This window comes from Nostoc sp. UCD121 (assembly GCF_014222285.1).
In the GTDB taxonomy this organism is placed as follows: domain Bacteria; phylum Cyanobacteriota; class Cyanobacteriia; order Cyanobacteriales; family Nostocaceae; genus Nostoc.
The window spans coordinates 1-26,173 of the sequence record NZ_JACKZS010000019.1; the positions used below are offsets into that span (position 1 = coordinate 1).

The 26,173-nt window shown below is 42.0% G+C and carries 27 protein-coding genes and 1 tRNA gene; 15 read left to right on the plus strand and 13 right to left on the minus strand.

Going from position 1 to position 26,173, the window contains the following annotated elements; translation table 11 throughout:
- The coding region (locus tag GNF10_RS06475) for a polysaccharide deacetylase family protein (RefSeq protein ID WP_185607131.1) at positions 1–881 on the minus strand (881 nt) is incomplete at its 3' end.
- Between the two features lie 1,703 nt (positions 882–2,584).
- Between GNF10_RS06475 and lepB the strand changes: the two genes are divergently transcribed.
- Positions 2,585–3,157, plus strand: coding sequence for a signal peptidase I (gene lepB / locus GNF10_RS06480; protein WP_185585055.1), 573 nt, complete (start codon positions 2,585–2,587; stop codon positions 3,155–3,157).
- A 120-nt stretch (positions 3,158–3,277) separates the two neighbouring features.
- Here lepB and GNF10_RS06485 read toward each other — a convergent pair whose 3' ends face one another.
- Positions 3,278–3,811: a ComEA family DNA-binding protein gene (locus tag GNF10_RS06485; RefSeq protein ID WP_185585056.1), complete on the minus strand. Its 534-nt coding sequence runs from the start codon at positions 3,809–3,811 to the stop codon at positions 3,278–3,280.
- 120 nt (positions 3,812–3,931) lie between these two features.
- Complete coding sequence (locus GNF10_RS06490) at positions 3,932–4,306, minus strand: NINE protein (protein WP_185585057.1); 375 nt, start codon at positions 4,304–4,306, stop codon at positions 3,932–3,934.
- 184 nt (positions 4,307–4,490) lie between these two features.
- Here GNF10_RS06490 and GNF10_RS06495 point away from each other — a divergent pair, with 184 nt between their 5' ends.
- Together GNF10_RS06495 and GNF10_RS06500 are read left to right on the plus strand one after the other, a co-directional pair.
- Positions 4,491–5,414: a DnaJ domain-containing protein gene (locus GNF10_RS06495; RefSeq protein ID WP_185585058.1), complete on the plus strand. Its 924-nt coding sequence runs from the start codon at positions 4,491–4,493 to the stop codon at positions 5,412–5,414.
- Positions 5,415–5,540: 126 nt separating this feature from the next.
- Positions 5,541–5,864 carry a DUF1825 family protein gene (locus GNF10_RS06500; protein WP_012410226.1) on the plus strand — a complete coding sequence of 108 codons (324 nt, stop codon included), beginning with the start codon at positions 5,541–5,543 and terminating at the stop codon, positions 5,862–5,864.
- 57 nt (positions 5,865–5,921) lie between these two features.
- Here the strand turns inward: GNF10_RS06500 and GNF10_RS06505 are convergent, their stop codons facing one another.
- Positions 5,922–7,847 carry a transglycosylase domain-containing protein gene (locus GNF10_RS06505; RefSeq protein ID WP_185585059.1) on the minus strand — a complete coding sequence of 642 codons (1,926 nt, stop codon included), beginning with the start codon at positions 7,845–7,847 and terminating at the stop codon, positions 5,922–5,924.
- A gap of 173 nt (positions 7,848–8,020) precedes the next feature.
- Between GNF10_RS06505 and tyrS the strand changes: the two genes are divergently transcribed.
- The 5 genes from tyrS to gmk all read left to right on the plus strand — a co-directional run bounded on the left by tyrS (position 8,021) and on the right by gmk (position 12,484).
- Positions 8,021–9,208 carry a tyrosine--tRNA ligase gene (gene tyrS, locus GNF10_RS06510; protein WP_185585100.1) on the plus strand — a complete coding sequence of 396 codons (1,188 nt, stop codon included), beginning with the start codon at positions 8,021–8,023 and terminating at the stop codon, positions 9,206–9,208.
- Positions 9,209–9,222: 14 nt separating this feature from the next.
- Complete coding sequence (gene pyrF, locus GNF10_RS06515) at positions 9,223–9,954, plus strand: orotidine-5'-phosphate decarboxylase (protein WP_185585060.1); 732 nt, start codon at positions 9,223–9,225, stop codon at positions 9,952–9,954.
- Positions 9,951–10,661 carry a hypothetical protein gene (locus GNF10_RS06520; RefSeq protein ID WP_221643399.1) on the plus strand — a complete coding sequence of 237 codons (711 nt, stop codon included), beginning with the start codon at positions 9,951–9,953 and terminating at the stop codon, positions 10,659–10,661. The genes pyrF and GNF10_RS06520 overlap by 4 nt, the downstream gene beginning before the upstream one ends.
- A 794-nt stretch (positions 10,662–11,455) precedes the next feature.
- Complete coding sequence (gene remA / locus GNF10_RS06525) at positions 11,456–11,722, plus strand: extracellular matrix/biofilm regulator RemA (RefSeq protein WP_012410221.1); 267 nt, start codon at positions 11,456–11,458, stop codon at positions 11,720–11,722.
- 165 nt (positions 11,723–11,887) lie between these two features.
- A complete protein-coding gene (gmk, locus tag GNF10_RS06530) occupies positions 11,888–12,484 on the plus strand; it encodes a guanylate kinase (RefSeq protein ID WP_185585061.1) in 597 nt (198 codons plus the stop codon).
- A gap of 93 nt (positions 12,485–12,577) precedes the next feature.
- Here the strand turns inward: gmk and GNF10_RS06535 are convergent, their stop codons facing one another.
- The 3 genes from GNF10_RS06535 to GNF10_RS06545 all read right to left on the minus strand — a co-directional run bounded on the left by GNF10_RS06535 (position 12,578) and on the right by GNF10_RS06545 (position 14,056).
- Positions 12,578–13,099: a photosystem I reaction center protein subunit XI gene (locus GNF10_RS06535; protein WP_185585062.1), complete on the minus strand. Its 522-nt coding sequence runs from the start codon at positions 13,097–13,099 to the stop codon at positions 12,578–12,580.
- Between the two features lie 273 nt (positions 13,100–13,372).
- Entirely contained in the window at positions 13,373–13,522 is a 150-nt protein-coding gene (psaJ, locus tag GNF10_RS06540; protein WP_185585063.1) for a photosystem I reaction center subunit IX, read from the minus strand.
- 39 nt (positions 13,523–13,561) lie between these two features.
- Complete coding sequence (locus tag GNF10_RS06545) at positions 13,562–14,056, minus strand: Photosystem I reaction center subunit III (protein ID WP_185585064.1); 495 nt, start codon at positions 14,054–14,056, stop codon at positions 13,562–13,564.
- A 267-nt stretch (positions 14,057–14,323) separates the two neighbouring features.
- Here GNF10_RS06545 and tsaD point away from each other — a divergent pair, with 267 nt between their 5' ends.
- Positions 14,324–15,373 (plus strand): tRNA (adenosine(37)-N6)-threonylcarbamoyltransferase complex transferase subunit TsaD, encoded by a 1,050-nt coding sequence (gene tsaD, locus GNF10_RS06550; RefSeq protein WP_185585065.1) that lies wholly within the window; start codon positions 14,324–14,326, stop codon positions 15,371–15,373.
- 64 nt (positions 15,374–15,437) lie between these two features.
- Here tsaD and GNF10_RS06555 read toward each other — a convergent pair whose 3' ends face one another.
- Entirely contained in the window at positions 15,438–16,349 is a 912-nt protein-coding gene (locus tag GNF10_RS06555) for an alpha/beta fold hydrolase (RefSeq protein ID WP_185585066.1), read from the minus strand.
- A gap of 144 nt (positions 16,350–16,493) precedes the next feature.
- Positions 16,494–17,213 (minus strand): hypothetical protein, encoded by a 720-nt coding sequence (locus tag GNF10_RS06560; protein WP_012410214.1) that lies wholly within the window; start codon positions 17,211–17,213, stop codon positions 16,494–16,496.
- A gap of 507 nt (positions 17,214–17,720) precedes the next feature.
- Between GNF10_RS06560 and GNF10_RS06565 the strand changes: the two genes are divergently transcribed.
- From GNF10_RS06565 to GNF10_RS06590, 6 genes are all read left to right on the plus strand, one after another.
- Positions 17,721–18,269: a GNAT family N-acetyltransferase gene (locus GNF10_RS06565; protein WP_163929243.1), complete on the plus strand. Its 549-nt coding sequence runs from the start codon at positions 17,721–17,723 to the stop codon at positions 18,267–18,269.
- Between the two features lie 285 nt (positions 18,270–18,554).
- Positions 18,555–18,628, plus strand: a tRNA-Pro gene (locus GNF10_RS06570).
- A 591-nt stretch (positions 18,629–19,219) separates the two neighbouring features.
- Complete coding sequence (locus GNF10_RS06575; protein ID WP_159402533.1) at positions 19,220–20,029, plus strand: Tic22 family protein; 810 nt, start codon at positions 19,220–19,222, stop codon at positions 20,027–20,029.
- A gap of 25 nt (positions 20,030–20,054) precedes the next feature.
- Complete coding sequence (prmC, locus tag GNF10_RS06580; protein ID WP_185585067.1) at positions 20,055–20,945, plus strand: peptide chain release factor N(5)-glutamine methyltransferase; 891 nt, start codon at positions 20,055–20,057, stop codon at positions 20,943–20,945.
- A gap of 79 nt (positions 20,946–21,024) precedes the next feature.
- On the plus strand, positions 21,025–21,627 hold the full coding sequence (locus tag GNF10_RS06585; RefSeq protein WP_185585068.1) for an L-threonylcarbamoyladenylate synthase: 603 nt from the start codon (positions 21,025–21,027) through the stop codon (positions 21,625–21,627).
- Positions 21,628–21,731: 104 nt separating this feature from the next.
- Entirely contained in the window at positions 21,732–22,670 is a 939-nt protein-coding gene (locus GNF10_RS06590; RefSeq protein ID WP_185585069.1) for a sensor histidine kinase KdpD, read from the plus strand.
- On the opposite strand, the gene GNF10_RS06595 is transcribed toward GNF10_RS06590, so the two are convergent.
- The 4 genes from GNF10_RS06595 to secD form a co-directional block, all read right to left on the minus strand.
- Complete coding sequence (locus GNF10_RS06595; protein ID WP_185585070.1) at positions 22,633–23,103, minus strand: GNAT family N-acetyltransferase; 471 nt, start codon at positions 23,101–23,103, stop codon at positions 22,633–22,635. The two genes, GNF10_RS06590 and GNF10_RS06595, sit on opposite strands and share 38 nt — an antisense overlap.
- 97 nt (positions 23,104–23,200) lie before the next feature.
- Positions 23,201–23,593, minus strand: coding sequence for a hypothetical protein (locus tag GNF10_RS06600; RefSeq protein ID WP_185585071.1), 393 nt, complete (start codon positions 23,591–23,593; stop codon positions 23,201–23,203).
- Positions 23,594–23,782: 189 nt separating this feature from the next.
- Complete coding sequence (gene secF / locus GNF10_RS06605) at positions 23,783–24,766, minus strand: protein translocase subunit SecF (protein ID WP_185585072.1); 984 nt, start codon at positions 24,764–24,766, stop codon at positions 23,783–23,785.
- A complete protein-coding gene (secD, locus tag GNF10_RS06610) occupies positions 24,763–26,172 on the minus strand; it encodes a protein translocase subunit SecD (protein ID WP_185585102.1) in 1,410 nt (469 codons plus the stop codon). The genes secF and secD overlap by 4 nt, the downstream gene beginning before the upstream one ends.
- Position 26,173 lies beyond the last annotated feature (1 nt).

The window sequence follows — 26,173 nt, forward strand, 5'->3', positions numbered from 1 at the left end:
CCTGCATCTTCTATTTCTAAAAGTTCTGGAATAGTCACAAAGCGATAGCCTTGCTTTCTAAAGTTGCTAATAATTTCTGGTAAAGCTTGTACAGTTCGAGAACGGTTCCCACCACCATCATGCATTAGCACAATACCACCAGGTTTTGAATCTTTAATTACGTTATCGATCAACTTTGGTACAGTCGGTAATTTGTAGTCTGTTGAGTCAGCCGACCACATGATCACAGCATACTTCTGTCCTCTAGCATAAGCAGACAATCCATTGTGCAGATTCCCACCAGGCGGTCGGAAGAGATTTGTTTTAGCGCCTGTGATTTGATAGATTAGGTCTGTTGTGCGATCAATTTCAAAAGCTGCTGCTTGTTGATTAAAAAAGTGATACCAGTGATGCCAAGTATGGTTAGCAATGACATGACCTTCTGTTACAATTTTTTTTCCTATTTCTGGATAATTTTTTAGGTTCTGTCCAACAACAAAAAACGTTCCTTTGATATTATTTGATTTCAGAATATCTAGCACTTGCTCTGTAGTGTCAGGCCAAGGGCCATCATCAAAGGTCAGAGCAATCACTTTTTCACCCTGAGTTAGTTTTGCCTCTTCAATTATTGCCCCTTGAAAACGTGATGGCAAAGCGTAGGATAGCCCTTTTGTTTGTGCTTCTTGCTGCCAACTTGTAAACATCGCCGCTTTTAATTTCTCAATGCGCTGCTGAGTTCCTACATTTGCAGCCACATCCTTGACATCGATATTTTGTCTACTCTGAGCCTCTGAGGTATTTGGTCTGAGAAGCATCATGAAAGCAAGGCTAAAAACACCACCTAAAGCAAGCAGTGCAATTAATATTCCTTCTGGCCACAGAAACGACTTATTGTTTTCCACCTCATAGCTCCTTCAAAGATCCAACCATCAACCACGGTTATGACGGTACGTTATAGCACATTTTTTTTAGATGTCTTAAATACCAGTTAGTTACTGGTAAATTCTGAAAATTGGAATTGGGGCTAACGAAGATTCACAATAGACTATATGGCTTTAACTGAACCTACATACTTGAGATTTCAATGAGAATGAATGCTTACACAGTACCAAGTATTGTGTAATATCAACCTATTCATAAAAGGCAAGGTCTGCATTTCCACATTCTTACCTCTAGTTCTAAGAAGGAGTACAATTAGATAATTAGCCACACCCCAAAATCCTCTTAACAGGAGTTATGAATTAGTTTCTGTCTTTCACTTCACAGCGAAGACAGCATTATCATTTCAAGTTTTATAGCTTTACAAATAAGATGAGCTAGACTGTCGCGTATAAAATTTGCAGTTTTCGCGGACTGAAGTTGTTATCTTCAGATATTCGGACAGGAAAGTTGTAAATTATACAACTTAGTGAATTATTTGATTAACATACAAAACTACTTACAAGGGGCGGGGTATCTTTCAAAAATGAGTCTAGCAAACTGTTAGTTCTATTGTTGATAAGATATATTCTACTGCCTGCTGCTATTGCTTCTTTTTTAAGAAAAAGTTAAATTTTCAACTGACAGAATATTACCTTGTATTTTTTAGGAAATAGATTAGACGAAAATCGATTCAATATAGTTTCTCATTGCCAAGGGGCAGTTATTCGTTAATTTAGATACTTTTGACCAATTTAGCAAAAATAATTTTATCGGCAGTTTAATTCTATTTTTAATGCTGATAATTTAGACTAAATTGCTAATGACTTTTGTCGATTAATGTTTTTCCCGATAATGATGGATATTTATATCTTATTAATAGTACACTTTAATATCTACTGTCACCGTGTAATTACGGAAAAATTTGCATATTACAGGCTAAGTTATTAAAATCATCATAATATTAGGAATTCGCTTCGATTTCTGAGATTTCTGAATTTACCTGTATACGTAGGCAATAGTCAATAGGAAAGAAGGCTTTGTCAGCTGTACTGAGTCTTTGAAAAATCAAATATGAGTTTTAAATAGCATTTATACTATTGAATTCTACATTTAAATGTAATATTTTTTACTGCTATCACTTGTTAAGGCTGTAATTCTGTGTTTAAAATTACATTGTAATAGTAGTTAATTTTATGTAATATGACTTAATAATACATATCAAATATATTTAATTTTAACTCAACTACTAAGACTGACCTTGGCCTTTTTTCACTGAAGTGAAGCACATACTGTCAGATATGTCGTAAGCAGTTTTGCTACTTAACGACCAATTGTCTGCTCAAATAAAAACCGACTGTATGTATAGCTTTATCAATTGATAACTAGCTTTTTTAGCAGAAGGCAATAAAACTGAAAATTATCTAATAACTTGCCTTATATTATAATTGCAGCAATTAGAATTAGGATTCTTAAATTATCGAGGAATCTTAATCATTAACTTAATATTGCCTTAAAGAGGTCATAGTTTATTTACAGCACTTTGACTTGTGTTTGGTAGATGTAATAACTGTATTGTTTAATATATGTATGGGTTTATGCAGAACCTAGATTGTTTATAAGTATACCTTTTGAGTCAAAATAATCAAGGTATTTGTCCCACTTCTGAAACTGGCTACAAATTTTTATGATTCCTCACGAAAGTGATGCAAAAGAAGAACGTGCTTCGTCAAAAGTATGGCGTAGTTGGCAAGAAAATCTGATTTTAATTGCGATCGCATTATGTTTAGCATTTCTAATCAGAACTTTTATCGCCGAACCTCGCTATATCCCTTCGGATTCCATGCTGCCAACCTTACATACTGGCGATCGCTTGGTAGTTGAAAAAATATCCTACCATTTTCACCCTCCCATAACTGGAGATATTATTGTTTTTCAGCCACCCGCAGAACTACAACGTCGGGGATATCCTAAAGACCAAGCTTTTATCAAGCGGGTTATTGGCCAGCCTGGTGAGGTAATTAGTGTTGATTCTGGCAAAGTCTATCTCAACGGTCAACCCTTAACAGAAGACTACATTGCTGAACCACCAAATCAACCATACCAAGCAGTGAAAGTCCCAAAAGACGAATTTTTTGTCATGGGAGATAACCGCAATGATAGTAATGACTCTCGCTATTGGGGCTTTTTACCGAGAGAAAATGTCATTGGTCGAGCAACGTTTCGTTTTTGGCCTCTCGATCGCATTGGGTTCATTTAATTAATTTTGGATTTTGGATTTTAGATTTTTCTTTCAATCCAAGTTGCGCTGTAAGCGCACCAAAGGTTCGACTCAAAATCTAAAATTAGCAGAGTTAGAAGTTTTAAAATAACTTCTAACTTAAAATCTTAAATAATACATCAGTTGAGCGATCGCATCACCAGGTAACTCTAGCCGTCGTTGAAAATCAGCTAGGTTACGGTAAGGCCCGGCTGATTGCCGATTTTGAACCACTGCTTGCGCTAAAGATAAATCTATAAATGGAATTTGTGCTAACTTTTCGACTGTTGCTGTATTCGGATTGACTAAATGCGTAGCACTTTCTAAAGATTCATGGTCATAGTAAATAAAATTCAGCAGAGGCTTTAATGGCTCCAGGCGCGGCGCTGGTATAGCCAAAGCCGCAGCGATGTCTTCAATACAGTAAAATTTAACACCAGAATGGGAAAGTTCTACAAGCGATCGCGCTTGGTGAATTGACAACCCTGGTAAGCGTAACCAATCGTCTACAGTGGCTTGATTAGCATCAATGCGAATACCTAACTTGGCCGCTATCTGAATTTCTTCCCCAGATTGTAGGCGATAGTAGGGATCGTTGAGGAGCTTGGCGCGGAGTTTTTGCAACCTGGGGTTCAAAGGTAGCCAGTTATTCATGTCGCTTACTTTAACCTATATTTGGGTCAAGTCCCCATCCCATAAGGGTTAATTCTAATGCGATGGGGGTTGAAATCCCCTTTTCGCTTACATAATTACGAATTACGAATTACGAATTATTTAAGAAATCTGGTCTAGCAATTGGCGGCGCTTTTGCTCAAACTCATACTCTGAAATCAGTCCATCCTGACGCAAAGCATCTAATTCTCGCATTGCGTCAGCCATCGCTCCTACTTGATTACTTACCTTTTGTGAGTTCCTTGTCGCTGACTTGCCTAGATTAAAATTACGATCAAAAGCTTCTTCGTCTTGAGCTAAATACCAAACTCCCTCAATAGCACTAGCTACCTTGGGGATAGGTGTCCAGGAAAGTAATACATACAAAACACCCCAAAAAGGCTGTCCCAGATAGAATTTATGTAATCCTGAAATTGTCAGCGTGCCAGAAAAAGCTAAAACAGCAGCAACGCTTCGACTTTTGCGCTTAGTTAACATATTTCTAATAAATCTACCAATACCACAGTTCCTACAATCAGACAGTCAACTACCCTGGCTTGCCCTTCAGACTTTTGAAATTTCCCACACAATTTTAGTATTTGAAGAAATTTGAGTAAGTTTCACATGACTGTGCATTGAGCTTTGATGCTAATTTTAAGTTTTTAACAGCTTTATTACTACTATGTCACAGACCTTACTACCGCCAGGATGGCTTGAAAAGCTTTGTGATCCTTACGCTGTGCTAGGAATTTCTGTAATTGCTGATGATCGCCAGATTTTCAAACGCTATCACACTTTAGCGAAGCTGCTACATCCCGATCGCCATGCCAAAAACTGCAATCCAGACCAAAAGTTAGCAACGGCAATATTTAGCCATTTAATCAACCCAGCTTATCAACAACTGAAACATCGACAGAAACGCTTGATTGCGATCGCTATGCTGCGATCGGATGCAAGAGTTTTAGAGCAGAAGCCTTTGTCTTCTCAAAGTGCCATAGCTCAGGAAATTATGAAAATGTCTACACCCGAAGCAGAATTGTTTTATGAAGAAGCGATTGCCTGTTATGCAGAAGCTCAATACAAATCACTAGATCAGTTTTATCAGGTGACGCAACAAATTACTATACTGAATTTAGTATACTTACGGTTCCATAAACCAGACCTCTTCCTACCGCAAAAGGCTGTTCCCATAATCTCTGAAGTAAAAGTTAACCCAGTTGAATTGACATTAACTGATGTCAAACCAGTTTTGACAAACTACGCTCAACGTCACTACCAGCGAGCTATTGAATACGTCAGGCTAGGAAAGTGGCCCCTAGCCGTGCAAGAACTGCGCGATGCCATCAAGTTAGAGCCAAATAACAGCGACTATTATGCCTTATTAGGTTTGGTGCATCTCAAACAGAAATTTATGGGGATGGCTAGAGTTTACATCTGTCAAGCATTAAAACTTAACCCAAAAAATTCACTAGCTTTAAAATACGCTCCCGAACTGAAAATTCAACTAGGTGAAAACACCAATCCTAAATCAATGGCTAAAGCTATGAGTATTGCGGCTTTATTAAGTCGCTTTACACAGCGAAAAAGTTCTCAAGTCAAGTGTTGAAATTTCGGTAACAAACCGTACTAAAACCGAAGCTTCGTCACTAGATTACTCACCTAGACTAAAATAATAAATAGAAGTAAAACTATTAAGCTACTGAGTCTGGGCGCTCAGTTTAATATAAGCAATATGGGATTCTTCGATTCTGAGATAGTTCAGCAAGAAGCAAAACAACTTTTTGAAGATTATCAAGCGCTAATCAAGCTTGGTAACAACTACGGCAAATTTGACCGGGATGGCAAAAAGCTGTTTATTGAGCAAATGGAAGCCATGATGGATCGGTATCGCATCTTTATGAAGCGCTTCGAGCTATCAGAAGATTTTATGGCACAAATGACGGTAGAACAACTGAAAACGCAATTAGGTCAATTCGGTGTCACCCCGCAACAAATGTTTGACCAAATGCACCTGACTTTAGAACGGATGAAAGCCGAGCTAGAAAAACAGGCTTAGTAAATTTTAGATTTTGGATTAATTGCCAATCCAAAATCCAAAATTCAAAATCTCAAACTATTGTGATTTGGGGCGAGAAAACTGGGAAGGTGGTTTGAAGTTTTCCACTGGTACATTCTTAAGTGCCTTCTCCATAAAATCTTTCCAGATGGGAGCAACCATACCGCCACCCGTGGCCCGGCTAGCTAGTTGTCTGTTGTCGTCTCTCCCTACCCAAACAGCAGTGGTTAGTTGTGGCACAGTGCCCACATACCAGATATCCTTTTCTGAAGAAGTTGTACCCGTCTTCCCAGCGCTTGGACGAGCGATCGCAGCACCTTTACCTGTACCATTAGTCACCACGGTTCGCATCACATCGATAATGGCTGCCGATGCCCAAGGATCTAGAACTAGCTGGGGTTTCGGGGTATTATCCAATAACACGTTACCACTACTATCGGTGACACGGGCAATTACAGTGGGTGGAGATTGCCAGCCATAATTAGCAAAGGTAGCATAAGCACTAGCCATTTCTAGGGGAGTGACACCAATCGCACCAAGAGGCAGAGAGGTAACAGGTTCCATCGGACTCATGATCCCCAAAGTACGGCAAGTTTCGATCACTCGATTCATGCCAACAGCCTTACCAATCTTAATCACAGGAATGTTGCGCGACTGGGCTAAAGCCGTGCGAATTGGCATAGGGCCGCTAAAACCCCCATCATAATTTCTGGGAAAGTACCGACCATTACCATCTTGATAGCTGACTGGAGAATCTACCACCGTTGAGTCTGGCGCATATTTACCAGTAGCGAAAGCAGTATAGTAGACAAACGGTTTAAAGGAAGATCCGGGCTGACGTTGAGATTGGGTTGCACGATTAAATTCACTGATTTTAGGATCTACACCACCCACCAGTGCTTTAATAAAATGTGTGCGCGGATCAATTGCTACCAAGGCGATTTGATTCTTAGATAATCCCTGCCCAAGAAGTGATTTATGCCACTTAACAACAGTTTCCTCTGCCATAGTTTGGAAGTTGGCATCAACTGTAGTTTGTACGCGCATTCCGCCTTTGAGTAATGTCTCACGCCCAAACTTCTTAGCCAACTCCTGCGCTACGGTATTGGTTATATAAGGTAGGGCACTACCTTGAAAGGATTTGATTCTACCAAGTTTGATTTCTTGTTTGAGGGCATTGTCATACTCTGACTGGTTGATCCAGTTTAAATCCAGCATCCGCCCCAGCACTTCTTTTTGTTTCTGTTTTGCCAGCTTCATGCTCACAAAGGGGCTGAATTCTTCTGGTGCTTGGATCAAACCCGCCATCATTGCTGACTCACCCAAGCTTAAATATTCTGATGACTTATTAAAGTAACTGCGGGCTGCCGTTTGTACACCATAATTGTTATGACCCCAATAAACTTGATTGAGGTACATTTCTAAAATTTGGTCTTTAGTGAGAATTTGCTCTAACCTGATTGCCAGCACTGCCTCCGCTAATTTCCGGGTAAAGGCACGCTTTTGAGACAAAAACAGGTTTTTGACCAATTGCATAGTAACAGTAGAGCCACCCTCTTTGACTCCACCTGCTACAGCGTTAACTACTATAGCCCGACCAACACCACTGGGGTTGATACCGTGGTGATCGTAGAAGTGGCTATCTTCACTTGCTAATACCGCCCGTTTTAAGTTCGGAGAAATTCTATCCAGGGGTACGACTTCCCGGTTGGCTTCCCCGTGGATACTCGTTAAAAGTTTACCCTTAACGTCATAGATGTAAGTTGTTTCTGAGGGAAAGAAGTTACGTAGCTGTCTGACATCTGGCAAATTACGGAAACTAATGGCTAAACCAACCAGTCCTCCGGCTACAATGGAACTTGCCAACATGGTAATTGAGAGGAGAGTACCCCCAGTTACCTGACCAACTCCTTTCAAAAACTCAAAACCTGATGAAGCCCGACGTTGTGGCTGTTTATCTTCAAAAGTCCTAGAAGACGACACGGCGATTTCACTTCCTCACTTATAAATTTAACTGTAATTGATTGGACGAAGCAAGGCGGTTAATTTTTTGCAATTATAGTAGTTTGGCAGATGAGAAAGTGGATAAATTGCAAGTGTTTATAACCAACTTAACTTCTAGTGTGCAAAACATAGCTAACAGTGGATTTTCTAGTATGACGCAAGATTTTGCTTGGCTGCGTCGTGGTGTTGTAGAAGTTTTTCCACAACCAGTTGATGTTAACAGTGAAAGTCTAGAAAAGCTTTTGGCAACTACAAATAAACCTTTGAGGATAAAGTTGGGCATTGACCCTACTGGTACTGATATTCATCTAGGTCATAGCATACCAGTACGAAAACTGCGAGCGTTTCAAGATGCAGGCCATATAGCAGTTCTAATTATTGGCGATTTTACAGCACGCATTGGCGATCCGACTGGAAAATCTGAGGTGCGCCGCCAGCTTACAGAAGCAGATGTTGCCCAAAATGCCCAGACTTATCTTGACCAAGTACGTCCTATCTTGGATTTTGACACACCAGGAAGGCTAGAGGTACGTTATAACTCCGAATGGCTTTCTAAGCTCAACTTAGAGAAAATTTTAGAGTTACTCTCGACGATGACAGTGGGGCAGATGTTGGCGAAAGAAGGATTTGCCGATCGCTATAAAAAAGAGAATCCGATTTTTATCCATGAGTTCCTATACCCGTTAATGCAAGGTTTCGATTCCGTTGCCGTGGAAGCAGATGTGGAATTAGGAGGGACTGATCAGAAATTTAACATCGCTGTGGGTAGAGATTTACAGCGTCATTTTGGTCAAAAGCCCCAGTTTGGGATGCTGCTGCCTATTTTGATTGGTACAGATGGGGTGCAAAAAATGTCCAAGTCTCTAGGTAATTATATTGGGTTGTCAGAACATCCGGGTCAAAAATATCAGAAGTTGCAAGGGGTTCCAGATAATCTGCTGTCACAATATTTTGAACTGCTGACGGATTTACCTTTGGACAATCTGCCAGAAAATCCCCGCGATCGCCAAACACTTTTAGCTTATGAAGTTGTTAAGCAGTACCACGGCGAAACAGCCGCCCAAGAAGCCAAAGAAGCAGCCCAAAGTGGCGGAAAGGAAGGTGCAGTTCCCGAATTTTCTCTAGCTGAGATATCGCATCCCGCTAAATTAGCTTATATTCTCAATGTCACTGGCTTATGCAAAAGTACAGGGGAAGGTAAGCGGAAAATTCAAGAAGGTGGAGTGCGTATAGATGGCGATCGCATTACCGATGTTGACACTACTTTTGCTGATTCTGCCCAGTTACAAGGTAAGGTTTTACAAGTTGGGAAAAATAAGTTTGTGCGTTTAGTGCCTTAAATGGGGAGTAGGGAATGGGGAATAGGGAACAGGTAGAACAGCGAGTTATTGTGGCATTGGATGTACCAGATGAACAAAGTGCGATCGCTCTTATAGATCAACTTCCGCAAGTCGGTTTTTGGAAAGTCGGCTTAGAGTTGTTTACCAGCACTGGCCCCAAAATTCTGGAAGTCCTAAAGTCTAAGGAAAAGCGCATTTTCTTAGATTTAAAGTTTGATGATATCCCCAACACTGTTGCTGGTGCTTGCCGGAGTGCAGCTAGATATGGAGTGGATTTGCTGACGATTCATGCTACCTGTGGTAGAGATGCCCTGAAAGCCGCAATTGGAGCGGCACACGAAGGGGCAGCCCAAGCGGGTGTACAACCACCAAAGTTAATTGCTATTACCCTGCTGACGAGCATTTCTGCTAGGCAGTTGGCGTTTGATTTAAAAATACCCCTTGAATTGCCAGAATATGCTCTAGAAATGGCCCTGCTGGCTCAAGAATGTGGTTTGAATGGGGTAGTTTGTTCGCCTCAAGAGGTGGCACAGCTACGAGAGACTTGTGGAGATCACTTTTTGCTAGTTTGTCCCGGCGTTAGACCAACTTGGGCGGATAATGCAGATCAAAAGCGATCGCTCACTCCAGCACAAGCCATAAAAGCTGGTGCAGATTATTTAGTAATTGGCCGTCCCATTACTACTGCTACTGAGCCAGAGTTAGCCTGGAAGAGGATTTCTGAGGAGTTAACCACAGTGGCATGAAGCTAACAGTCAGCGAGAGACAGGGAGACAGAGTGGAGGGTGTAGGGGAGAAAAATATTGCCTCTTCACTCAAGAAGAAAAATTATAGTTGGCTTTTAGCTTGTGGCTTTTGGATTTTAGTATCAAATAGCCTTATTTACCCAGCGTTCTCGAAAAGCCTCACCCCTAACTCCTCGGCGCTAGCAGAAAGGGAAAATATCAACGATGGGGCGAAGTCTTTCTGTTCCAATCAAAATTTAGAAACATTAACTCCACAGCTACTTCAAGATTTACCTAGTTATACTAATCGCGCCAGTCAACGCGCCCGTCGCCTCAGCAGAAGCAGTGATATTTACAGTTATATGCTAGTTGCAGGAAGACCTGAATTTACTCCTCTGCCCCTTAACCTTGAAGAATATAGTGCAGATGCGTCTAAAAGCTCTGCATCAGGAGTTGAGCAAGTTTTCTTTACTACCTTGGAGCGGCAATATATAGGAAAGAAAGCAATCGAATTGCAGGAATTCCACTGGCTATTGTTGACTAAAACTACAACTGGTTGGCATTTAGTAATGATGTTTTCTCAAACTGGTTCCAATTCAGCACAGCAGCCATTATCCCCACCACGCAATAGTAGTAATGGCACTGTTGCCCAAGCAGTGAATACTTGGTTACGCGATTGCCAAGCAGGAAGTGTCCGAGGGATGCGTGCTGTGAATGGTGGACAATAATCCTGCCCAAAACTGAAGTTATGAGTTGATAGCCAAAGTCCACTTAAGTGGACTGAATTCATCTGATCATTTATAGGACTTATGCACAAGTTACGGGATAACGAAATAACGTAGACGCGTAGCAGCTTCCCGCAGGCTAACGCAGAGAAGCCAGTGCGTTGGGTGGGTTGCCCGACTTCTCTAGCGAGACGCTACACGTAGCTTGCTTCGACTTAGGAGTATGCGGTTCGTTCTTCTTTCTTCTTTCTTTCTTGTACTTAAATTAGGTTTAGCGCATCTTCTATACAGAATTGTTATAAGTGTCGACTTCAGTTATGAGACTCGAAATTCATCCCGAGGGAGGATGACAACCAGTACGAGATTTCAAAGATATGGCTGTGGAATTCTTGTGTTTACACTGTAGCCTTTTAGCAGAGAGAGCAGAGTTTATTGCATACAAACGAAAAGTACTAAAAATAGCTCTTGCAGAAAGGAGAAAGAGATTTTTATTACCCTTTTCCCTTTTCTCTACTTCTGCAAACAGTTGATTTTGCTCTCCATCAATTTCCGAGCTAGATACTTGTTTCAAACAAAATAAATGTACATCATCCAACTAGCTTGTATCAGTGTAATTGCGCCTATGTCTTTGGGAAGATTTTCAGCAATTTTAGCCAATAAACAGCGAAAAAAAGCAGACATTATTTAATAACAAAGGCTGGCTTGAATTTATGCGTTGTAACTCCTGTTTTTTGGCGATAACATAGAAATAAGTTTATTTCCAGCTTCTCAAACCGCCTTTGGCGTGAGTTTTTTTTATGGAGATTCAATTAATCAACATCGGCTTTGGTAACATTGTGTCTGCTAACCGAGTAGTTGCAATTGTCAGTCCAGAGTCTGCCCCGATTAAGCGGATTATTACCGATGCGCGGGACAGAGGTCAACTGATTGATGCAACTTACGGTCGTCGGACTAGGGCTGTAATTATCACCGATTCCAGCCACGTAATTCTGTCAGCAATTCAGCCGGAAACGGTAGCGAATCGCTTTGTAATTTCCCGCGATCACCAAACTGTAGATAATTAACACTAAATTATTCCTACTCCTCTTTGTACCGTATCAGCAGTACGATGTGAATTAGATAAGTTTTCTGTCACCCATGCTACAAATTCCTTAGTCACTAGTGGACTTGGCCGGGAACACAAGACTAATGAATAATATCTATTGATTGATTCACAGGTTGAGGGGATAATGCCAGTTTTACCCATACAGAGTAGTGCTACCACAGAAGAATGCTTAGATTTAGGCAGGTTGATTGTTTTGACTGGCCCTAGCGGGGTTGGTAAAGGCACTTTAATGCGATCGCTCCTACAACGTCATCCAGAACTTTATTTTTCCGTATCTGCAACGACTCGTTCTGCCCGTCCAGGAGAAATCGATGGCAAAAATTATTATTTTGTCAGCCTTAGTAAATTTGAACAATTAGTGGCTGAAGGTGAGTTTTTAGAATGGGCAGAATTTGCTGGTAACTATTACGGCACTCCCCGTGAAGCTGTACTTAACCAAATTCAATCTGGCAAGTTGGTAGTGCTGGAAATTGAGTTAGAAGGCGCAAGACAAATTCGTGCTTCCTTCCCCAGTGCCCTCAGCATTTTTATCTTACCGCCTTCTTTTGATGAACTGGAGAAACGGATACGCTCTCGCGCCCAAGACTCTGAAGAAGCGATCGCCCGTCGTTTACTCCGCGCCCAAGAAGAAATTCAAGCCGCAGATGAATTTGATATTCAAATCGTTAATGACGATTTTGAAACTGCTTTAAATGACATTGAAACGGTTTTGTTTAAATAAGTTTGGAGAGACGCGATTAATCGCGTCTCTACGGGAGTTAGAAGTTATGAATTTTAAATCCCAACTCTTAACTCCTAACTCTTCATTTCTAAATTAACCAAATAAACCTTGAATTAGCCCTAGATTGCTAGTCAAAAAGTAAGCAACTACTGCACCACCAATACCACCAATCAAGAAAGAACTGGCAAAATTGTTCCAGCTTTCTTTAGAGTTAAAAGCATCTACCGGGGGATTGGGTACGGTAACACTGACAAGCGCTTTCGGAGGATTGCTATTCGCATAGAGGGATAGACCCGCTGTCAGAAGAACAACCAAGCCAATCGCTGCTAATAAACCAGCTAAATTCGCATTATCTGTATCCCGCAGGGGGCCCAATTTGGCAAAGGGGCCAAATATCCAGTAACCATGAGCCATGCCAACTTCTAAACCGCGTCTAGCAGGAGACAGACCTGGGCGATAGGCAGGTAAGTTATTAATGAACCACTTGCTCAAGGGAGAAGCATTAACCGGGGTTTCTAGGTTTCCCAGTTGCGGATCGCGAAATGCAGGGAAAACAACTTCCCGATTTCTGGGATCGCTGGGGAGATTCTTTGATGCATCTACAGCTTGTGCCATATTTTATGTTCGCCTCTAAATTTAAAATGGTGGCATTTTTATATTAATAATAATTGTAGCTAAAGATGTCTTTTGGCTAAGAAGTTTAGAAAAATTAATTTAGCTACTTTTAATAGTGTGAAACTCGCGATCTGTAAACAGGATCACGAGTTTCAAAAAACTCTTTGTGCTGCCTATTTTGGTGATAATTCTGCTTAACTAAGCTGAATACATCAACTACATAATTTTAGGAAAAACACAAGAAATTCAACTATGCTAAATTCCATTTTCCACTTATGGCAGTGGGTGGAAAAGTAAGTCGGGGAAAAAGCGGTTGAATTCAATCAAGATACCTGCTGTGATTGTCAGCCAGAGGGTAGCTGCCACAGGTGCTGTGGAAATAAACTTAATCAAATATGATGATTGCTCGCCTTTGTCTGCCATGAATTTATTCTCCAAAACAAATGAATTAATTAAGCTGATTTAGCGTGGGGAAATAGGGATTTCTGAATCCTTCGCTGTTAATTTTCCAGAGAGTAATTCTTGGAGTGCTGCGACTGGCCAAGTAAAGCCTGACGCAATTATAGGGAGTGCCAAACCAAGATCGATTTGGATTTCTTTTAATTCAGTGTCAGATTCCTTTTTGACCGCTTGCAGATAGGAACGACCTACCCAGCCAATCCAACCAGCAATATATAGAAACAGAATGCTGGGGATCAAAAAGTCACCAGCCCGATCTAGACGACCATCAACAATTAAGTGGGGATAGCCTTCAGGGCCGCAGAGCGCCTGAGAATAACGCTCAAACCGCTTTTTCCCTGATTGGGGGTCAGCGGTTGTATTACGGGCATTAGCTGCTAGCTCTTGAAAAGCGGGATTGTCCTTGCACGGTGTCAAATTAGCCCCTAAAGCTTGTGCTGGGGAGGCAAAATTGAACCAAAGACAAATCGCTAACATCAAAGCAAACAATCGTCGCATAGAGTTGTTTCCTTTTATTACAAAACAAGAAGTTCTTTGTACAAAACGAAGCGGCTTGTACAGCTGTTTATTTGCATAACTAGGAAGTCATCATACTCTTGGGTGGGAACCGAGTAAAGTTTAAGTAAATAAAAGTTAAAGCTTCTCAACCAAAATAGAGTGTGAAGTCTTGAGTGCTGAGTATAAGAATTCTTGTTGTAGGGTAGTAAAGAAGCAAAATTTTCTCTTGATTACTCTGGACTTCAGACTCAGCACTCATTACTTTAAATGACAACCGTTTTAGCAATAGAAACCAGTTGTGATGAAACTGCCGTCGCAATTGTTAACAATCGTAAAGTTTGTAGCAGTATTGTCGCCTCGCAAATTCCAGTCCATCAACAGTATGGTGGGGTAGTGCCGGAAGTTGCATCTCGCCAGCACTTGGAAACGATAAATGTTGCGATCGCACAAGCCTTAGAGCAAGCCCAGCTAGACTGGGGACAAATTGACGCAATTGCCGCCACTTGTGCGCCTGGACTTGTAGGAGCGCTCTTGGTGGGGTTAACTGCTGCCAAAACCTTAGCGATGGTACACAACAAGCCATTTTTGGGAGTTCATCACCTCGAAGGTCACATTTATGCAACTTACTTGAGCGAATCAAGTCTAAATCCCCCTTTCTTGAGTTTATTAGTTTCTGGCGGACATACAAGCTTGATTTTCGTCAAAGATTGTGGTACATACGAAACACTGGGGCAAACCCGTGATGATGCTGCGGGTGAAGCCTTTGATAAAGTAGCGCGATTATTAAAGCTAGGTTATCCCGGTGGGCCAGTAATTGACAAGTTGGCACAACAAGGAAATCCCCAAGCCTTTCCTCTCCCAGAAGGAAAAGTTTCTTTACCTGGTGGGGGGTTTCATCGTTATGATGCGAGTTTTAGTGGGTTAAAAACGGCTGTATTGCGTTTAGTGCAGCAACTAGAAAAAGATGGTGGACAAGTGCCAGTGGCAGATGTAGCAGCTAGCTTTCAGGAAACTGTAGCGCGATCGCTAACCAAAAGAGCGATCGCCTGTGCCCTAGACTATGGTCTAGATACAATTGCCATTGGTGGCGGTGTAGCAGCTAATAGTGGGTTGAGAAAAAACCTCCAAGCTGCCGCCGTTAAACATAACCTCCGCGTCCTATTCCCGCCTCTGAAATTCTGTACCGATAACGCCGCTATGATCGGCTGTGCCGCCGCCGATCATCTATCTCATGGTCATACGTCGCCTCTTACACTAGGCGTTGAGTCTAGATTAGCGCTGACCCAAGTGATGAAGTTATATCAACCTCTTGAGTAGTTATTTGTCCCTTGTCCTTTGTCATTTGTCCTTTTGTAACCTACCAATGACCAATGACCAATGACTAATGACCAATGACTATCGACCGAATGCGATCGGCTACTTCATCCGGCTGTTCCAACATAGCCAGATGTCCGCAATTAGGAATTTCCAGAACATTGTCACCACAGTATTGGAACAGTCTGTGAAAGCTAGCTAAATGGCGTACATACTTGGGTTCCATAACCTTATCTTCAGCACCAGCCAAAAAATAAACTGGCTGCTTTAGGTGGGATACTAGCTCAGGTAAACGATTGATTTCTTCCTCCGTTGTGGAATCTAACAGAGTTCCTAACGCTGCTTCTGGATCAGCCACAACGAAATCAATCAGCCTCTGACGTGCCCAATGGCGGTCTAAAGGACGCACTACACTGGCTCTCGTAAACAGCAAATCAATCAAAGGCACTTGGGAGAGCCAACGTGGGCGGACTTGCAAAAATTTCTGGCCCGCCGAGCGAAACTGCTCAAAAGCTTCTTTCAGGTAAATACCACCGCCAGCATTAATACAGATAACTCCCTTGATACAATCAGGTATTTGATCTGCTCCCCAAAGAGCGATCGTACCTCCCAAGGAGTGACCAATTAGCCAAGCACTAGTAATATTCAGCTGTTTTAGGAGAATGGCTAAATCCTGAGCATAAGCAACCGGAGTATAAAGAGAATCGATTGGTGAACCAAGCGCACTATTCGAGATGGGCATCAGACTTAGAGACGCTTGTGCCCGACTAAAATCGGTTTGTACCTGGGACTGAGATTCACCAAAACCCCGCAAATCATAGGAAAGGCACTGTAAATCATCTGATAAGCGGGAAATCACAGGTTGCCAATATCCACGGCTATTGAGCCAACCGTGGATAAATACTAAAGCGTGGGGGCAGGAAGTGGGAGCCGTTAGCTCGTATGCGTGTGGAACGCCCAAGATTTCGATAGTTGCCATGTTTATATCGTACCCCGAAGGGCGGGTGCGACTAAATAGGGAATAGAAAGAGAGACGTGATTAATCGCGTCTTTACAGGAGTTAAGAGTTAGAAATTTTTAATTACGAATTACGAATTATTTAACTCATAACTCCTCACTTTTCTCATTTCCCCAGCAACCTCTGTCGCACTCCTTCGGCAATTTTGTGACCGAGATATTCAGGAATAAGGCTTTCATTTGGCCCCAATAAGTAGAGAATTAGCCGTGTACGTCCACGCCAAACCAATAAATTGGCATTGACTACTAGCAGGTCTTCCTGCCAGATGGCGTACATCACTTTGTAGAATAATCCTGGTTGATTATCGGCTTCAATCACCAAGGCAGGGAGATGAAAGACCGGATCGACATAGAACTCAGTTTGTACCTGCTCTAAGCCAGTATCAAGATTAAATTCTACAGCCAGCATCTCTTCTACCTCAAACCGACCTCCTAAAGCCTCTCTGATGGCACGACAGACATTTTCTGCGGTTTTCTCGGTCAAGGCTTTACTACCACGAGATACCAACAATTTGATAAAAACTAACATTGGTGGACGGATCTGACCGTATAGGCTCAGACCGTGAATAGTCAACCCATAAGCTGCTAGTACACCAAAAATATCGCTGAGGAGAAAAGACTGGTTACGGTAAGCAAAATGCAAAGCACTTTTACTACCTTCCGGTTTCAGTTCAATCACAGCGCGTCTAGTTTTATACAGACGGTAGGCTAGGCGCAAATTTTGCAGTTGAATCTCACTGCTGACGAATTGCTCATAAAACTGGGGAAACGCTCGGTTAAAGCGCTTTAGAAGTTCCAGTGTTGAAGATTTTAAACCAGAAGCCATTGTTAAGGGTAAGACTCGCTTGCTTTCATCACCTGGGGACTAGGGGCTGGGTGTTGGGGACTAGGGAAGGATTTTCCCAAATACTCAATCTCTTGTATACAATTCACTCCTAAGCTAACCTGCATTTAAGCTCTATACGAGCAATTATCAGGATTTGGTTTTCCATATTAAATTTTGCATTCTAAGCAGAGACTTCTGACCATCATAACTTCGGTGTCCAATTCCTTTAGCCAACAAGAGGATGAGTGAATAGGGAGTGATTTTGAATTTTGAATTAGTTTATATCCTTACTTTTGGGGAAATTCTCCTAGCCTTTACAACAAAATGCTAAAGTTGAAAATGATTGGTGTGAAACACGCTCTAAATAGCTGTTACCATTGCAAATCCCGAAAACAACCGAAAAATTTTGAGTGTAAGGGGTAGCAAATGGAGGTAGCTATGTTAAACGTGAATCAACACTCCTGAGAGTGGAAACCAATTTAGTTATACTACCCGAACCACGTTGGCATGGGTTTTTGGAAAACTTGGTTTAGTACTCCTGAATCTGTAGCGACAACTAGGACAAACCCTTTTGAGGAACGTGTCGATGCTGCGGGCAACTCCAACTCCAGCAGCATTAGCGAAGCTTCTTCAAAGGAAACTCGCATCGTCTTCAGTACGGAGCGAGATATTGACCTGTATGAGCTAGAAGAACTCTGTGATGCAGTTGGTTGGTCGCGTCGTCCTCTAAGAAAAGTGAAAAAAGCTATTGAGCATAGTTTTCTTGTCGCCTCAATGTGGCAGGTGAGAGGAAACCAAAAGCGGCTCATTGGTTTTGCCCGCGCTACCTCAGATCACGCGTTTAATGCCACTATTTGGGATGTCGTGGTTCACCCAGACTTTCAAAGTCAAGGACTGGGTAAAGCACTGATGAAATACGTTCTCAAAAAACTCAGAAGTGAAGAAATTAGTAATGTCACTCTCTTTGCAGATCCCCATGTTGTAGATTTCTACCGGACTATGGGGTTTATGGCTGATCCAGAAGGCATTAAAGGCATGTTCTGGTATCCTCACTAGCGATCAATCAAAATAAAACCCGATTTGCATTAAGAAAATCTATTATTTTGATATAGTTTTGAAAGGTTCAGCCGACAAGGGCGCAAGTATATATCTTGTAGAACTTAAGTCGGCATAAACCTTTATCGGTGTAAAAATCTAAAATCTAATCTATCTTGTTCTTGGCAAAGGAAAAAAGATTAGGCATAAGCCATTATGATGTGATATAGTGACCTTAATGCTTTTGGTAAAGCGCAATCGCTTTAATGGGATAAAACCAAACTCCCAAAAGTAGATGAGTATAAACGGGATGTAGCGCAGCTTGGTAGCGCGCCTGCTTTGGGAGCAGGATGCCGCAGGTTCAAATCCTGTCATCCCGATTTAAGTGATATGTTTAACAGCTAAAGTAAATTGACAAAGTTTACTCGCAATTAAATTGGATATTTTTACGGAAAATAGCAATTTGCCTGTTATAGTTTTGGGTTAAATGTTGAAGCCTAACAAGCAAATTTTACCCTGAAGCAGTAAGATATTGCTGATAATGGACTTTATATCGATTTGAGAAGATATTAAAACAAGCACGATGGAACGATTGATTAAGTGATAGCGTCACCCGATCTTAGAGAAAGCCGATAGAATGGCGTTTATCATATCTAAGGTTGAGAGACTAAGAAACTTTTCACCGTTTGAGAAGACATATACTAGGCATCTACAGCATTTCGTGGTGAATAGCGAACCGAAATTGAGAAGAACACAACTTTAGTACTGTCAATTTGTGAAAACGATACCATAGCAACCCTCAATAGCTGGGGAATATTGGATTTTGACCGTTGATGCTTAACACTAAACCTCAACGCGCACAATGAATTTTTCCCAACTGAAATAGATTGCTATATAACTAAAGCTAGTTGGTGCTGTGCAAATCCAACCATTTGTTTAATTTAATTAGATTATTGATGCGAGGAGCAGTCATGAAATCATTTATTCGCTTAGGCGCAACATTGGGTATAGCTGGCAGTGTATTTTTAGCGGGACTTTCAGGAATAGGCAATCTACCGGGAATAGGCAATCTAGAGGCGGTAGCGTTGCCACAAGATCAGATAGTGAAAAAGCTTCAAGAAGTACCTGTATTCACCCTTACTAATCCTAAAGGCGAATTCGTAGTTCTTTCGAGGAAAAACAACGCGTCCAAGCCGATCTCACAAGTAGGATTTTTTATTAGCAAGCAAGATGCTCAAAAATTCCTTGATAATCGGCTCAAAAAAGAAAATCCCCAATTGGCAAGCACTTTACAGGTGAGACCTTTATCCCTGGCAGACTACTATAAAATAGTCCAAGAAAGCAAAAAGAAATCAGACTCTGTAATTTATACTTTAGTCCCGACGCAAGCACAGGTAGCTTCAGCAACCAGTATGCTGAATCAAAATGGTAAAAAAGGGGAGCAATTCAATGGGATTCCCTTATTTGTACCCAAATTTAAGAAAGATAATAGCTATTTGACCATTCCCCTGGCAAAAGGCAACGAGCGATTCATCCCATTCTTCTTTGAAAAAGAGCAAGCAGTGGCTCTGTTAGACCAATTCAAAAAAGCCGTGCCCAAGGAAGCAGAGAACACTGAAATTCAGGTAGTAGATTTGTACGGTGTTATGGAGGCTCTCAATAGCAGCAGCGACCCTAGTATCAATAAAATTGTTCTGTATCCATCACGGGAGTCCATCAATTTTATTCGCTCACTTGCGCCGAATCAATCGCCTGCTGCTGCGCCCGCTCCGAAAAAATAACGGTTATGCACTCCAAGGTTGAGGCATGGGGGAGAAGCATCTGATAGTTTCTGGTTTACAACTTTGGCAGTGGCGAAATGCAGCCCTTGAAGCAGCGATCGCCACTGATGTCCCAATAATCGAGGTAGATTGGCTACTCTTAGAAGTTGCTGGGTTAGACCGCTTGGCACTGCGTTTGGAGTCTTTTAAAAACTGGCCGCAAATTCAGCTGCAATTACCTCTAGAAAAGTTAGACCAGCTATGGCAGAGGCGATTAAACGATCGCTTACCAGTGCAGTATATTGCCGGAGTGACACCTTGGCGTAACTTTCAAATCTCGGTGTCAAGTGCCGTTTTGATTCCCAGACCAGAGACAGAGAGCTTAATTGATTTAGCTTTAGCAGCAGCTAGCGGTGTCTCAGGACATTGGGCAGATTTAGGTACTGGGAGTGGAGCGATCGCCATCGGATTAGCAGATGTCTTGCCAAAAGCAACAATTCATGCTGTTGATTATAGTTTAGAAGCTCTAGCGATCGCCCGAACCAACGCTGCTAATTTGGGTTTTGTTGACCGGATTAAATTTTATCAAGGTTCTTGGTGGGAGCCACTAGCATTTCTCAAAGGTCAGTTTAGTGGTATGGTGTCGAATCCTCCTTACATACCCACCAGCACTTTACCTACACTGCAACCAGAAGTAGTTAACCATGAACCACATCTAGCTTTAGATGGTGGCGGTGATGGCTTAGATTGCATTCGCCATTTGATAGAAATTTCTCCCAGTTATTTACAATCTGGCGGTGTCTGGTTAATTGAAATGATGGCAGGACAGGCGGATGCAGTGCGAGAACTTTTGCAAAATCAAGGTAGCTATTGTAAGATTCAAATTCACGCTGATTTAGCTGGAATTGAACGCTTTGCCCTTGCCTATAAAAGTTAGGAAATAGGGTATGGGGTATGGAGCATGGGGCATAGCGCATAGGTAAAATGCTCCATGCTCTATATCTGTACCCATAAAAATGACACAAGTTTCTTTAACAAATCTAATAGCTGGCGCACAGGCTGGTCTTTTGGTAAGCTTTCCTACTGATACTGTTCCTGCACTTGCGGCGATACCAGAAAAAGCCGGGTTAATTTTTGCGGCGAAGCAACGCAGTCAAGATAAACCTTTGATTTTGATGGCTGCTAGTGCTGAAGATTTGTGGCTCTATGTTAAAGGTAGTGAAAACGAGTATAAAGTTTGGCAAGAACTAGTTGAGAAACATTGGCCAGGAGGGCTGACATTAGTTTTGCCAGCAAGTGAACGATTGCCAAAAGTCATGAACCCTGTTGATCCAACGACAATTGGTATTCGAGTCCCAAACAGTGCGATCGCTCGAACTATTTTGGCGCAAACAGGCCCCCTTGCTACAACTAGCGCTAATTTTTCTGGTCAGCCACCTTTGCAAACGATGGCAGAAATTGAGACTCAGTTTCCCCAGGTTTTGACTCTAGCAACTACAGAATGTCAGGGTGAAACAGCAGCAATGGGCATACCTTCCACCGTTGCTAAATGGACAGGCATAAATTGGCAGATTTTACGACAAGGTGCGATAAAGTTAGATTTTTCGAGTGATAAATAGATACAGGTAGTTATAATGTTGTTTTCCTGATTTTCACAACAGAGAAATCTGGAACTTTAGTTTGCGCTGTTGTGGTCAATTAACAAGTTAATAATTGCCAAATTATGAATTGGAACAACTGGATATATCTAGGAGCAGGACTTGCACTAGGTATGGTTTTCGATCGGTTATTTGTGCGATGGTTACGCCCGCCGCAGGCATCAGCAAATTTTTCATCTAGCTCATCCCTAATAGCGCCATTAGATCAAGAGGAGATGCCACCGATATCACAACAGCTACAGCAAACGCAGCTGGCATACTTTATGGCAAGGGAAATGAGCCAGTTTAAAGCTGGTTTTTTGGCACGAACTACCCATGAATTGCGATCGCCTCTCAATGGTTTGATTGGCTTGCATCAATTAATTTTGTCAGATTTATGTGAAGATCCGGCTGAAGAACGAGAATTTATTGGCCAAGCTCACGAACGAACGCTGAAGCTACTCAAGCTGATAGATGAAATTCTCACCGTTGCGAGAACGGAACACGGTACTAATAAATTAGATATTCAGCCCCTACCATTAGCGCAAATTTTGGAAGAAATTCATAAATTAACTTATATGCTAGCGGCTAATCGCAATTTTCCCTTGCAATTGTTACCCGCCGATCCAGAAATTTATGTTTTAGCAGATTATCTCTGGCTCCGCCAAATATTGATCAGTTTAATAGACACTGCCATTACTCAAATGGAGGAAGGCAGTATTTGTATTTCTAGCAATATCTTACCTACAAATAATTTTGTAACCATTTGGCTGGATGTTCCAACTCATGCTATATCCTTGAGCGAGCCGATTGATTTGCTCAAATCTGATGGGCAGCAGATCCAAATTGATCAAAAGGCTGCTCTTTCCCCAGGAATGAGACTATTAATCAATCAGACTTTAATGGAAGTTATGGGAGGAAAGTTAGAAATTTTGCCTTCGACCATTGCCAAGGAAGCACATGAGGAGATTACCAGACTACAAATTTCTATCCCCCTAGTGATTCCTGAAGCTGAACTTCTGTAGCCTGAACGAAAGCAAGATTAGCTAGATTGTGTAACACCATCGTAGTGGTGGTGTTAGGCTGGAAACCAATCTTTTTGTAAAATCCCTGCTGGTGAGTAGTCATCAGGTAAACGCGCTCAACCCGTCTCATGCGGGGATGACTCAAAACAGTTTTCACTAAATTGCTTCCCAACCCACTACTTTGATACTCTGGATGAATGACAACATCCCAAATTGTGGCGCGATATATGCCATCAGATGTTGCTCTAGCAAAGCCAATGAGTCGATCGCGATCGCAGATAGAAATCACTGGTTCACTATTGGCAATGGCTATACCTAAATCTTCAATACTGCGTCCCTTTGCCCAGAAAGCTGAAACATTTAACAGTTCTTGAAGTTGGTAAAGGTCAATTTCAGACTTGCAATCGCTAAATTGAATCTGAGACTCGTTCATTTATGGCATCCACCTTTGGCAGTATCTCTGTATATTTAAGCCATATTTTGCTAAAAATTGCTGTACGTGTATATGTATATGCAACGAGAAAGAAAAATTAATGACAAACCCACTTCCACAGAGGATGGCTTGGCCCCTGCTGACGTATCCGATAAACTTGTTTTTCTAAACGTTGTTTTTCCGGCTTTGGTAGTCCAAATAAGATATTCCGACTTTGCCAAACCAAAACAGCAGCAGTCATCCCAATACAAAAGGCTAAACCCAAGGTAGACAGTGGATTGTAGAAGAGTCCATATCGCACTGCTACCCAGGTAAAATATTGTTGCCACAGAGAAATTTCTGTACGTAGACCCCACAAACTAACAGGTGCAATGGTGAGCCACAAAAAAGCGACAAACAGCCATCTGCCATATACTGTAAGTTTGTGTAGCCTTTGTACTTGTTGAATAAAGGATGGGTCAGTTATTGACGATTGTTCGGATTTATCCATAGGCTGTGGGAAGGTGGAAGATGACGAAGATGAGGGGAATGAGGGGGACAAATAGAATAACCTATACTTCTCTACAAGAGGCTGCGCCCTAAGTTATAGCTATAGCTATGCCGCAGGCTTTGCGGTTTACCTCGACTTCGCTCGATACAAGTCGTTTAGTACAAGTGCCCAAGACGCAATAACCAATGATTAATTACCAGCAGATGTATCAATCGACTCAGCACTGACTACCACGCTTTGACCGTTGCGCTCTCGCCACAAAGTTAGAAGAGTACTGGCGATGAAAATACTTGAATAAGCCCCCGCGGTAAAGCCAATAATTAGAGCTAAAGCAAAGTTTTTCAGAGTTTCGCCGCCAAACAGAAAGATGGCAAACAATGACAGCATTGTAGTAAAGGTCGTGTTGATTGACCGTCCTAAAGTTTGGTTAACTGCATCATCCACAATGTCAGCAATCGCTCGGTTAGGATTCGTCTTGAGGGTTTCACGGATGCGATCGTAAATTACCACTGTATCGTTAACTGAGAAACCTGTAATTGTCAGTAGAGCAACAATGAACAGGCTATCTACTTCAGTACCAAATACTAAACCAAAAATCGAAAAAATCCCTGCCGTGATGAATACATCATGTAATAGAGCAACGATCGCAAACACCGCATAATCTAACTGGAACCGGAAGGTCAAATAAACAATGATGCCTGCAAAGGAAACTATCAGAGCGATTACACCAGAAGTAAATAATTCTTGCCCCAGAGTAGGGCCAACACTATCAAATTGGTTTTTTTGCTCGTCAAAAGTACCGACTTTTTCGCTTAAGGCATTTTCTAAGTTGCTACGCTGATCGCCAGTCAAATTTTTTGTGCGAATTAATATCCCATTTTCTGCACCAGTGCCTCTGTCAGCGACAATTTGGATGCTACTATCACCCAATCCCTGCGCTTTAGCTACTTCCCGGACGACATTGATATCAATTGGCTGGTCGCAGTTACCGAGTTTGGTACAATCGCGTTCAAACTGCAATCGTGTACCACCGATAAAATCCAAACTGGGACGTAGGGGTGCTTTGATGTTAGGGTTTTGCCAAGAAATCACCATTGAGATGATACCAGCAAGAATGATGGCACTAGAAATAGTCCACCAAAGCGATCGCGATTTGTTAATACTTAGTTTCATTGAGCCACCTCTGCCTGATTTGTTGGCAGGTTCGGACAGAAAAGTTCTGGTTTCTTGAGCGCGGGAATTGTATATGCTAAAAACATCAAGGTGCGAGTACAAGTAATTGCTGTAAACATACTCACTGCTACGCCTAACGCTAACGTTAGGGCAAAGCCTTTCACCAAACCAGCCCCTAGCCAGAATAGTGCAGCACAAGCAATGACAGTAGTCACATTGCCGTCTAAAATACTCGAAAAGGCGCGGTAAAAGCCAGATTCTATAGAACGATACAGGCTTTTGCCTGCTTGCAATTCTTCCCGCGTCCGTTCAAAAATTAACACATTTGCATCAACCGCCATCCCAATACTGAGAATAAAACCAGCAATTCCTGGCAAGGTTAGGGTGACACCCAACAAAGCAAAGGTAGCCCAGGTTAGCAGGGCGTAGATCAAAAGTGCGATATCGGCAATCAGCCCTGGTAATCTATAGTACACTACCATAAATATTAATACTAAAGTCAGACCACCTATACCAGCGTAGATACTGCTAGTAATACTGTCTTTACCCAAGGTTGCCCCAACAGTGCGAATTTCAGCAATTTCTACTGGTACGGGTAATGCGCCACCACGTAACTGTACACCCAAGTCATTAGCTTCTTGTGCGGTAAATCTTCCTGTAATTACGGCAGAGCCACCAGCAATACCTGCGGCGGCAAATTCTATACCCACAGTAGGAGCGCTAATTAGTTCATTGTCTAGAAAAACACCAATACTCCGCCCAGTACCAGCGAGATTTTTGGTCAAATTGGCAAACAGTTCACCACCCTTTTGGTCGAAGCGAATGGTAACGTGCCAATTGTTACCTTGAGTGGGTTCACCATAAGCATCCTTGAGGTATTTGCCACTTAGTGGTGGATTAGTGCTTTCAAACAATTCTGCGATCGCTTGATTACTTTTTTGTAAATCTTCTTGATTCTTAGCTATTGCTGCTTTGTCAGTACTCTTTCTCAACTCTTCTTGCTTGACTTTCAATTCGGCTCTAGATGTTTGGAAAGCACGCAGTGGGATTTCTGTATTTGGCTTTTGGGTACGAAATTCTAACTGCGCCGTCCCCCCTAGCACCCGTTCAGCTTGCTCTGGATTATTTACCCCTGGCAATTGTACCAATATTTTATCTGTGCCGACTGTTTGGATTACTGGCTCAGAAACACCCAAACCATTAATCCGGCCTTCGACAACTTTCTTCACACCTTCCAATTCTCGTTCGGTGATTTTGGGAATTTCTGCTGATGGTTTCACCTGAATTGTTAGCTGTGAACCTCCCCGCAAGTCCAGTCCCAGGGGTATCGGAATTGTCGCAATCACCGTAATCGCGGCAATTATCAGGACTAAAATCAAAATTAATAGCGATCGCTGTCTTTGCATA

What these genes read in the sequence shown, in the direction of transcription:
- psaJ (WP_185585063.1), bottom strand. Translation starts at nt 13,522, where the DNA reads ATGGCAGACAAAGGCGAGCAATCATCATATTTGATTAAGTTTATTTCC.
- GNF10_RS06585 (WP_185585068.1), top strand. Translation starts at nt 21,025, where the DNA reads ATGACACAAGTTTCTTTAACAAATCTAATAGCTGGCGCACAGGCTGGT.
- GNF10_RS06560 (WP_012410214.1), bottom strand. Translation starts at nt 17,213, where the DNA reads ATGGCTTCTGGTTTAAAATCTTCAACACTGGAACTTCTAAAGCGCTTT.
- pyrF (WP_185585060.1), top strand. Translation starts at nt 9,223, where the DNA reads ATGGGGAATAGGGAACAGGTAGAACAGCGAGTTATTGTGGCATTGGAT.
- GNF10_RS06565 (WP_163929243.1), top strand. Translation starts at nt 17,721, where the DNA reads ATGGGTTTTTGGAAAACTTGGTTTAGTACTCCTGAATCTGTAGCGACA.
- GNF10_RS06575 (WP_159402533.1), top strand. Translation starts at nt 19,220, where the DNA reads ATGAAATCATTTATTCGCTTAGGCGCAACATTGGGTATAGCTGGCAGT.
- GNF10_RS06495 (WP_185585058.1), top strand. Translation starts at nt 4,491, where the DNA reads ATGTCACAGACCTTACTACCGCCAGGATGGCTTGAAAAGCTTTGTGAT.
- remA (WP_012410221.1), top strand. Translation starts at nt 11,456, where the DNA reads ATGGAGATTCAATTAATCAACATCGGCTTTGGTAACATTGTGTCTGCT.
- GNF10_RS06520 (WP_221643399.1), top strand. Translation starts at nt 9,951, where the DNA reads ATGAAGCTAACAGTCAGCGAGAGACAGGGAGACAGAGTGGAGGGTGTA.
- prmC (WP_185585067.1), top strand. Translation starts at nt 20,055, where the DNA reads ATGGGGGAGAAGCATCTGATAGTTTCTGGTTTACAACTTTGGCAGTGG.
- GNF10_RS06500 (WP_012410226.1), top strand. Translation starts at nt 5,541, where the DNA reads ATGGGATTCTTCGATTCTGAGATAGTTCAGCAAGAAGCAAAACAACTT.
- GNF10_RS06545 (WP_185585064.1), bottom strand. Translation starts at nt 14,056, where the DNA reads ATGCGACGATTGTTTGCTTTGATGTTAGCGATTTGTCTTTGGTTCAAT.
- tyrS (WP_185585100.1), top strand. Translation starts at nt 8,021, where the DNA reads ATGACGCAAGATTTTGCTTGGCTGCGTCGTGGTGTTGTAGAAGTTTTT.
- tsaD (WP_185585065.1), top strand. Translation starts at nt 14,324, where the DNA reads ATGACAACCGTTTTAGCAATAGAAACCAGTTGTGATGAAACTGCCGTC.
- GNF10_RS06485 (WP_185585056.1), bottom strand. Translation starts at nt 3,811, where the DNA reads ATGAATAACTGGCTACCTTTGAACCCCAGGTTGCAAAAACTCCGCGCC.
- secD (WP_185585102.1), bottom strand. Translation starts at nt 26,172, where the DNA reads ATGCAAAGACAGCGATCGCTATTAATTTTGATTTTAGTCCTGATAATT.
- GNF10_RS06490 (WP_185585057.1), bottom strand. Translation starts at nt 4,306, where the DNA reads ATGTTAACTAAGCGCAAAAGTCGAAGCGTTGCTGCTGTTTTAGCTTTT.
- GNF10_RS06595 (WP_185585070.1), bottom strand. Translation starts at nt 23,103, where the DNA reads ATGAACGAGTCTCAGATTCAATTTAGCGATTGCAAGTCTGAAATTGAC.
- GNF10_RS06555 (WP_185585066.1), bottom strand. Translation starts at nt 16,349, where the DNA reads ATGGCAACTATCGAAATCTTGGGCGTTCCACACGCATACGAGCTAACG.
- gmk (WP_185585061.1), top strand. Translation starts at nt 11,888, where the DNA reads ATGCCAGTTTTACCCATACAGAGTAGTGCTACCACAGAAGAATGCTTA.
- lepB (WP_185585055.1), top strand. Translation starts at nt 2,585, where the DNA reads ATGATTCCTCACGAAAGTGATGCAAAAGAAGAACGTGCTTCGTCAAAA.
- GNF10_RS06600 (WP_185585071.1), bottom strand. Translation starts at nt 23,593, where the DNA reads ATGGATAAATCCGAACAATCGTCAATAACTGACCCATCCTTTATTCAA.
- GNF10_RS06590 (WP_185585069.1), top strand. Translation starts at nt 21,732, where the DNA reads ATGAATTGGAACAACTGGATATATCTAGGAGCAGGACTTGCACTAGGT.
- GNF10_RS06535 (WP_185585062.1), bottom strand. Translation starts at nt 13,099, where the DNA reads ATGGCACAAGCTGTAGATGCATCAAAGAATCTCCCCAGCGATCCCAGA.
- secF (WP_185585072.1), bottom strand. Translation starts at nt 24,766, where the DNA reads ATGAAACTAAGTATTAACAAATCGCGATCGCTTTGGTGGACTATTTCT.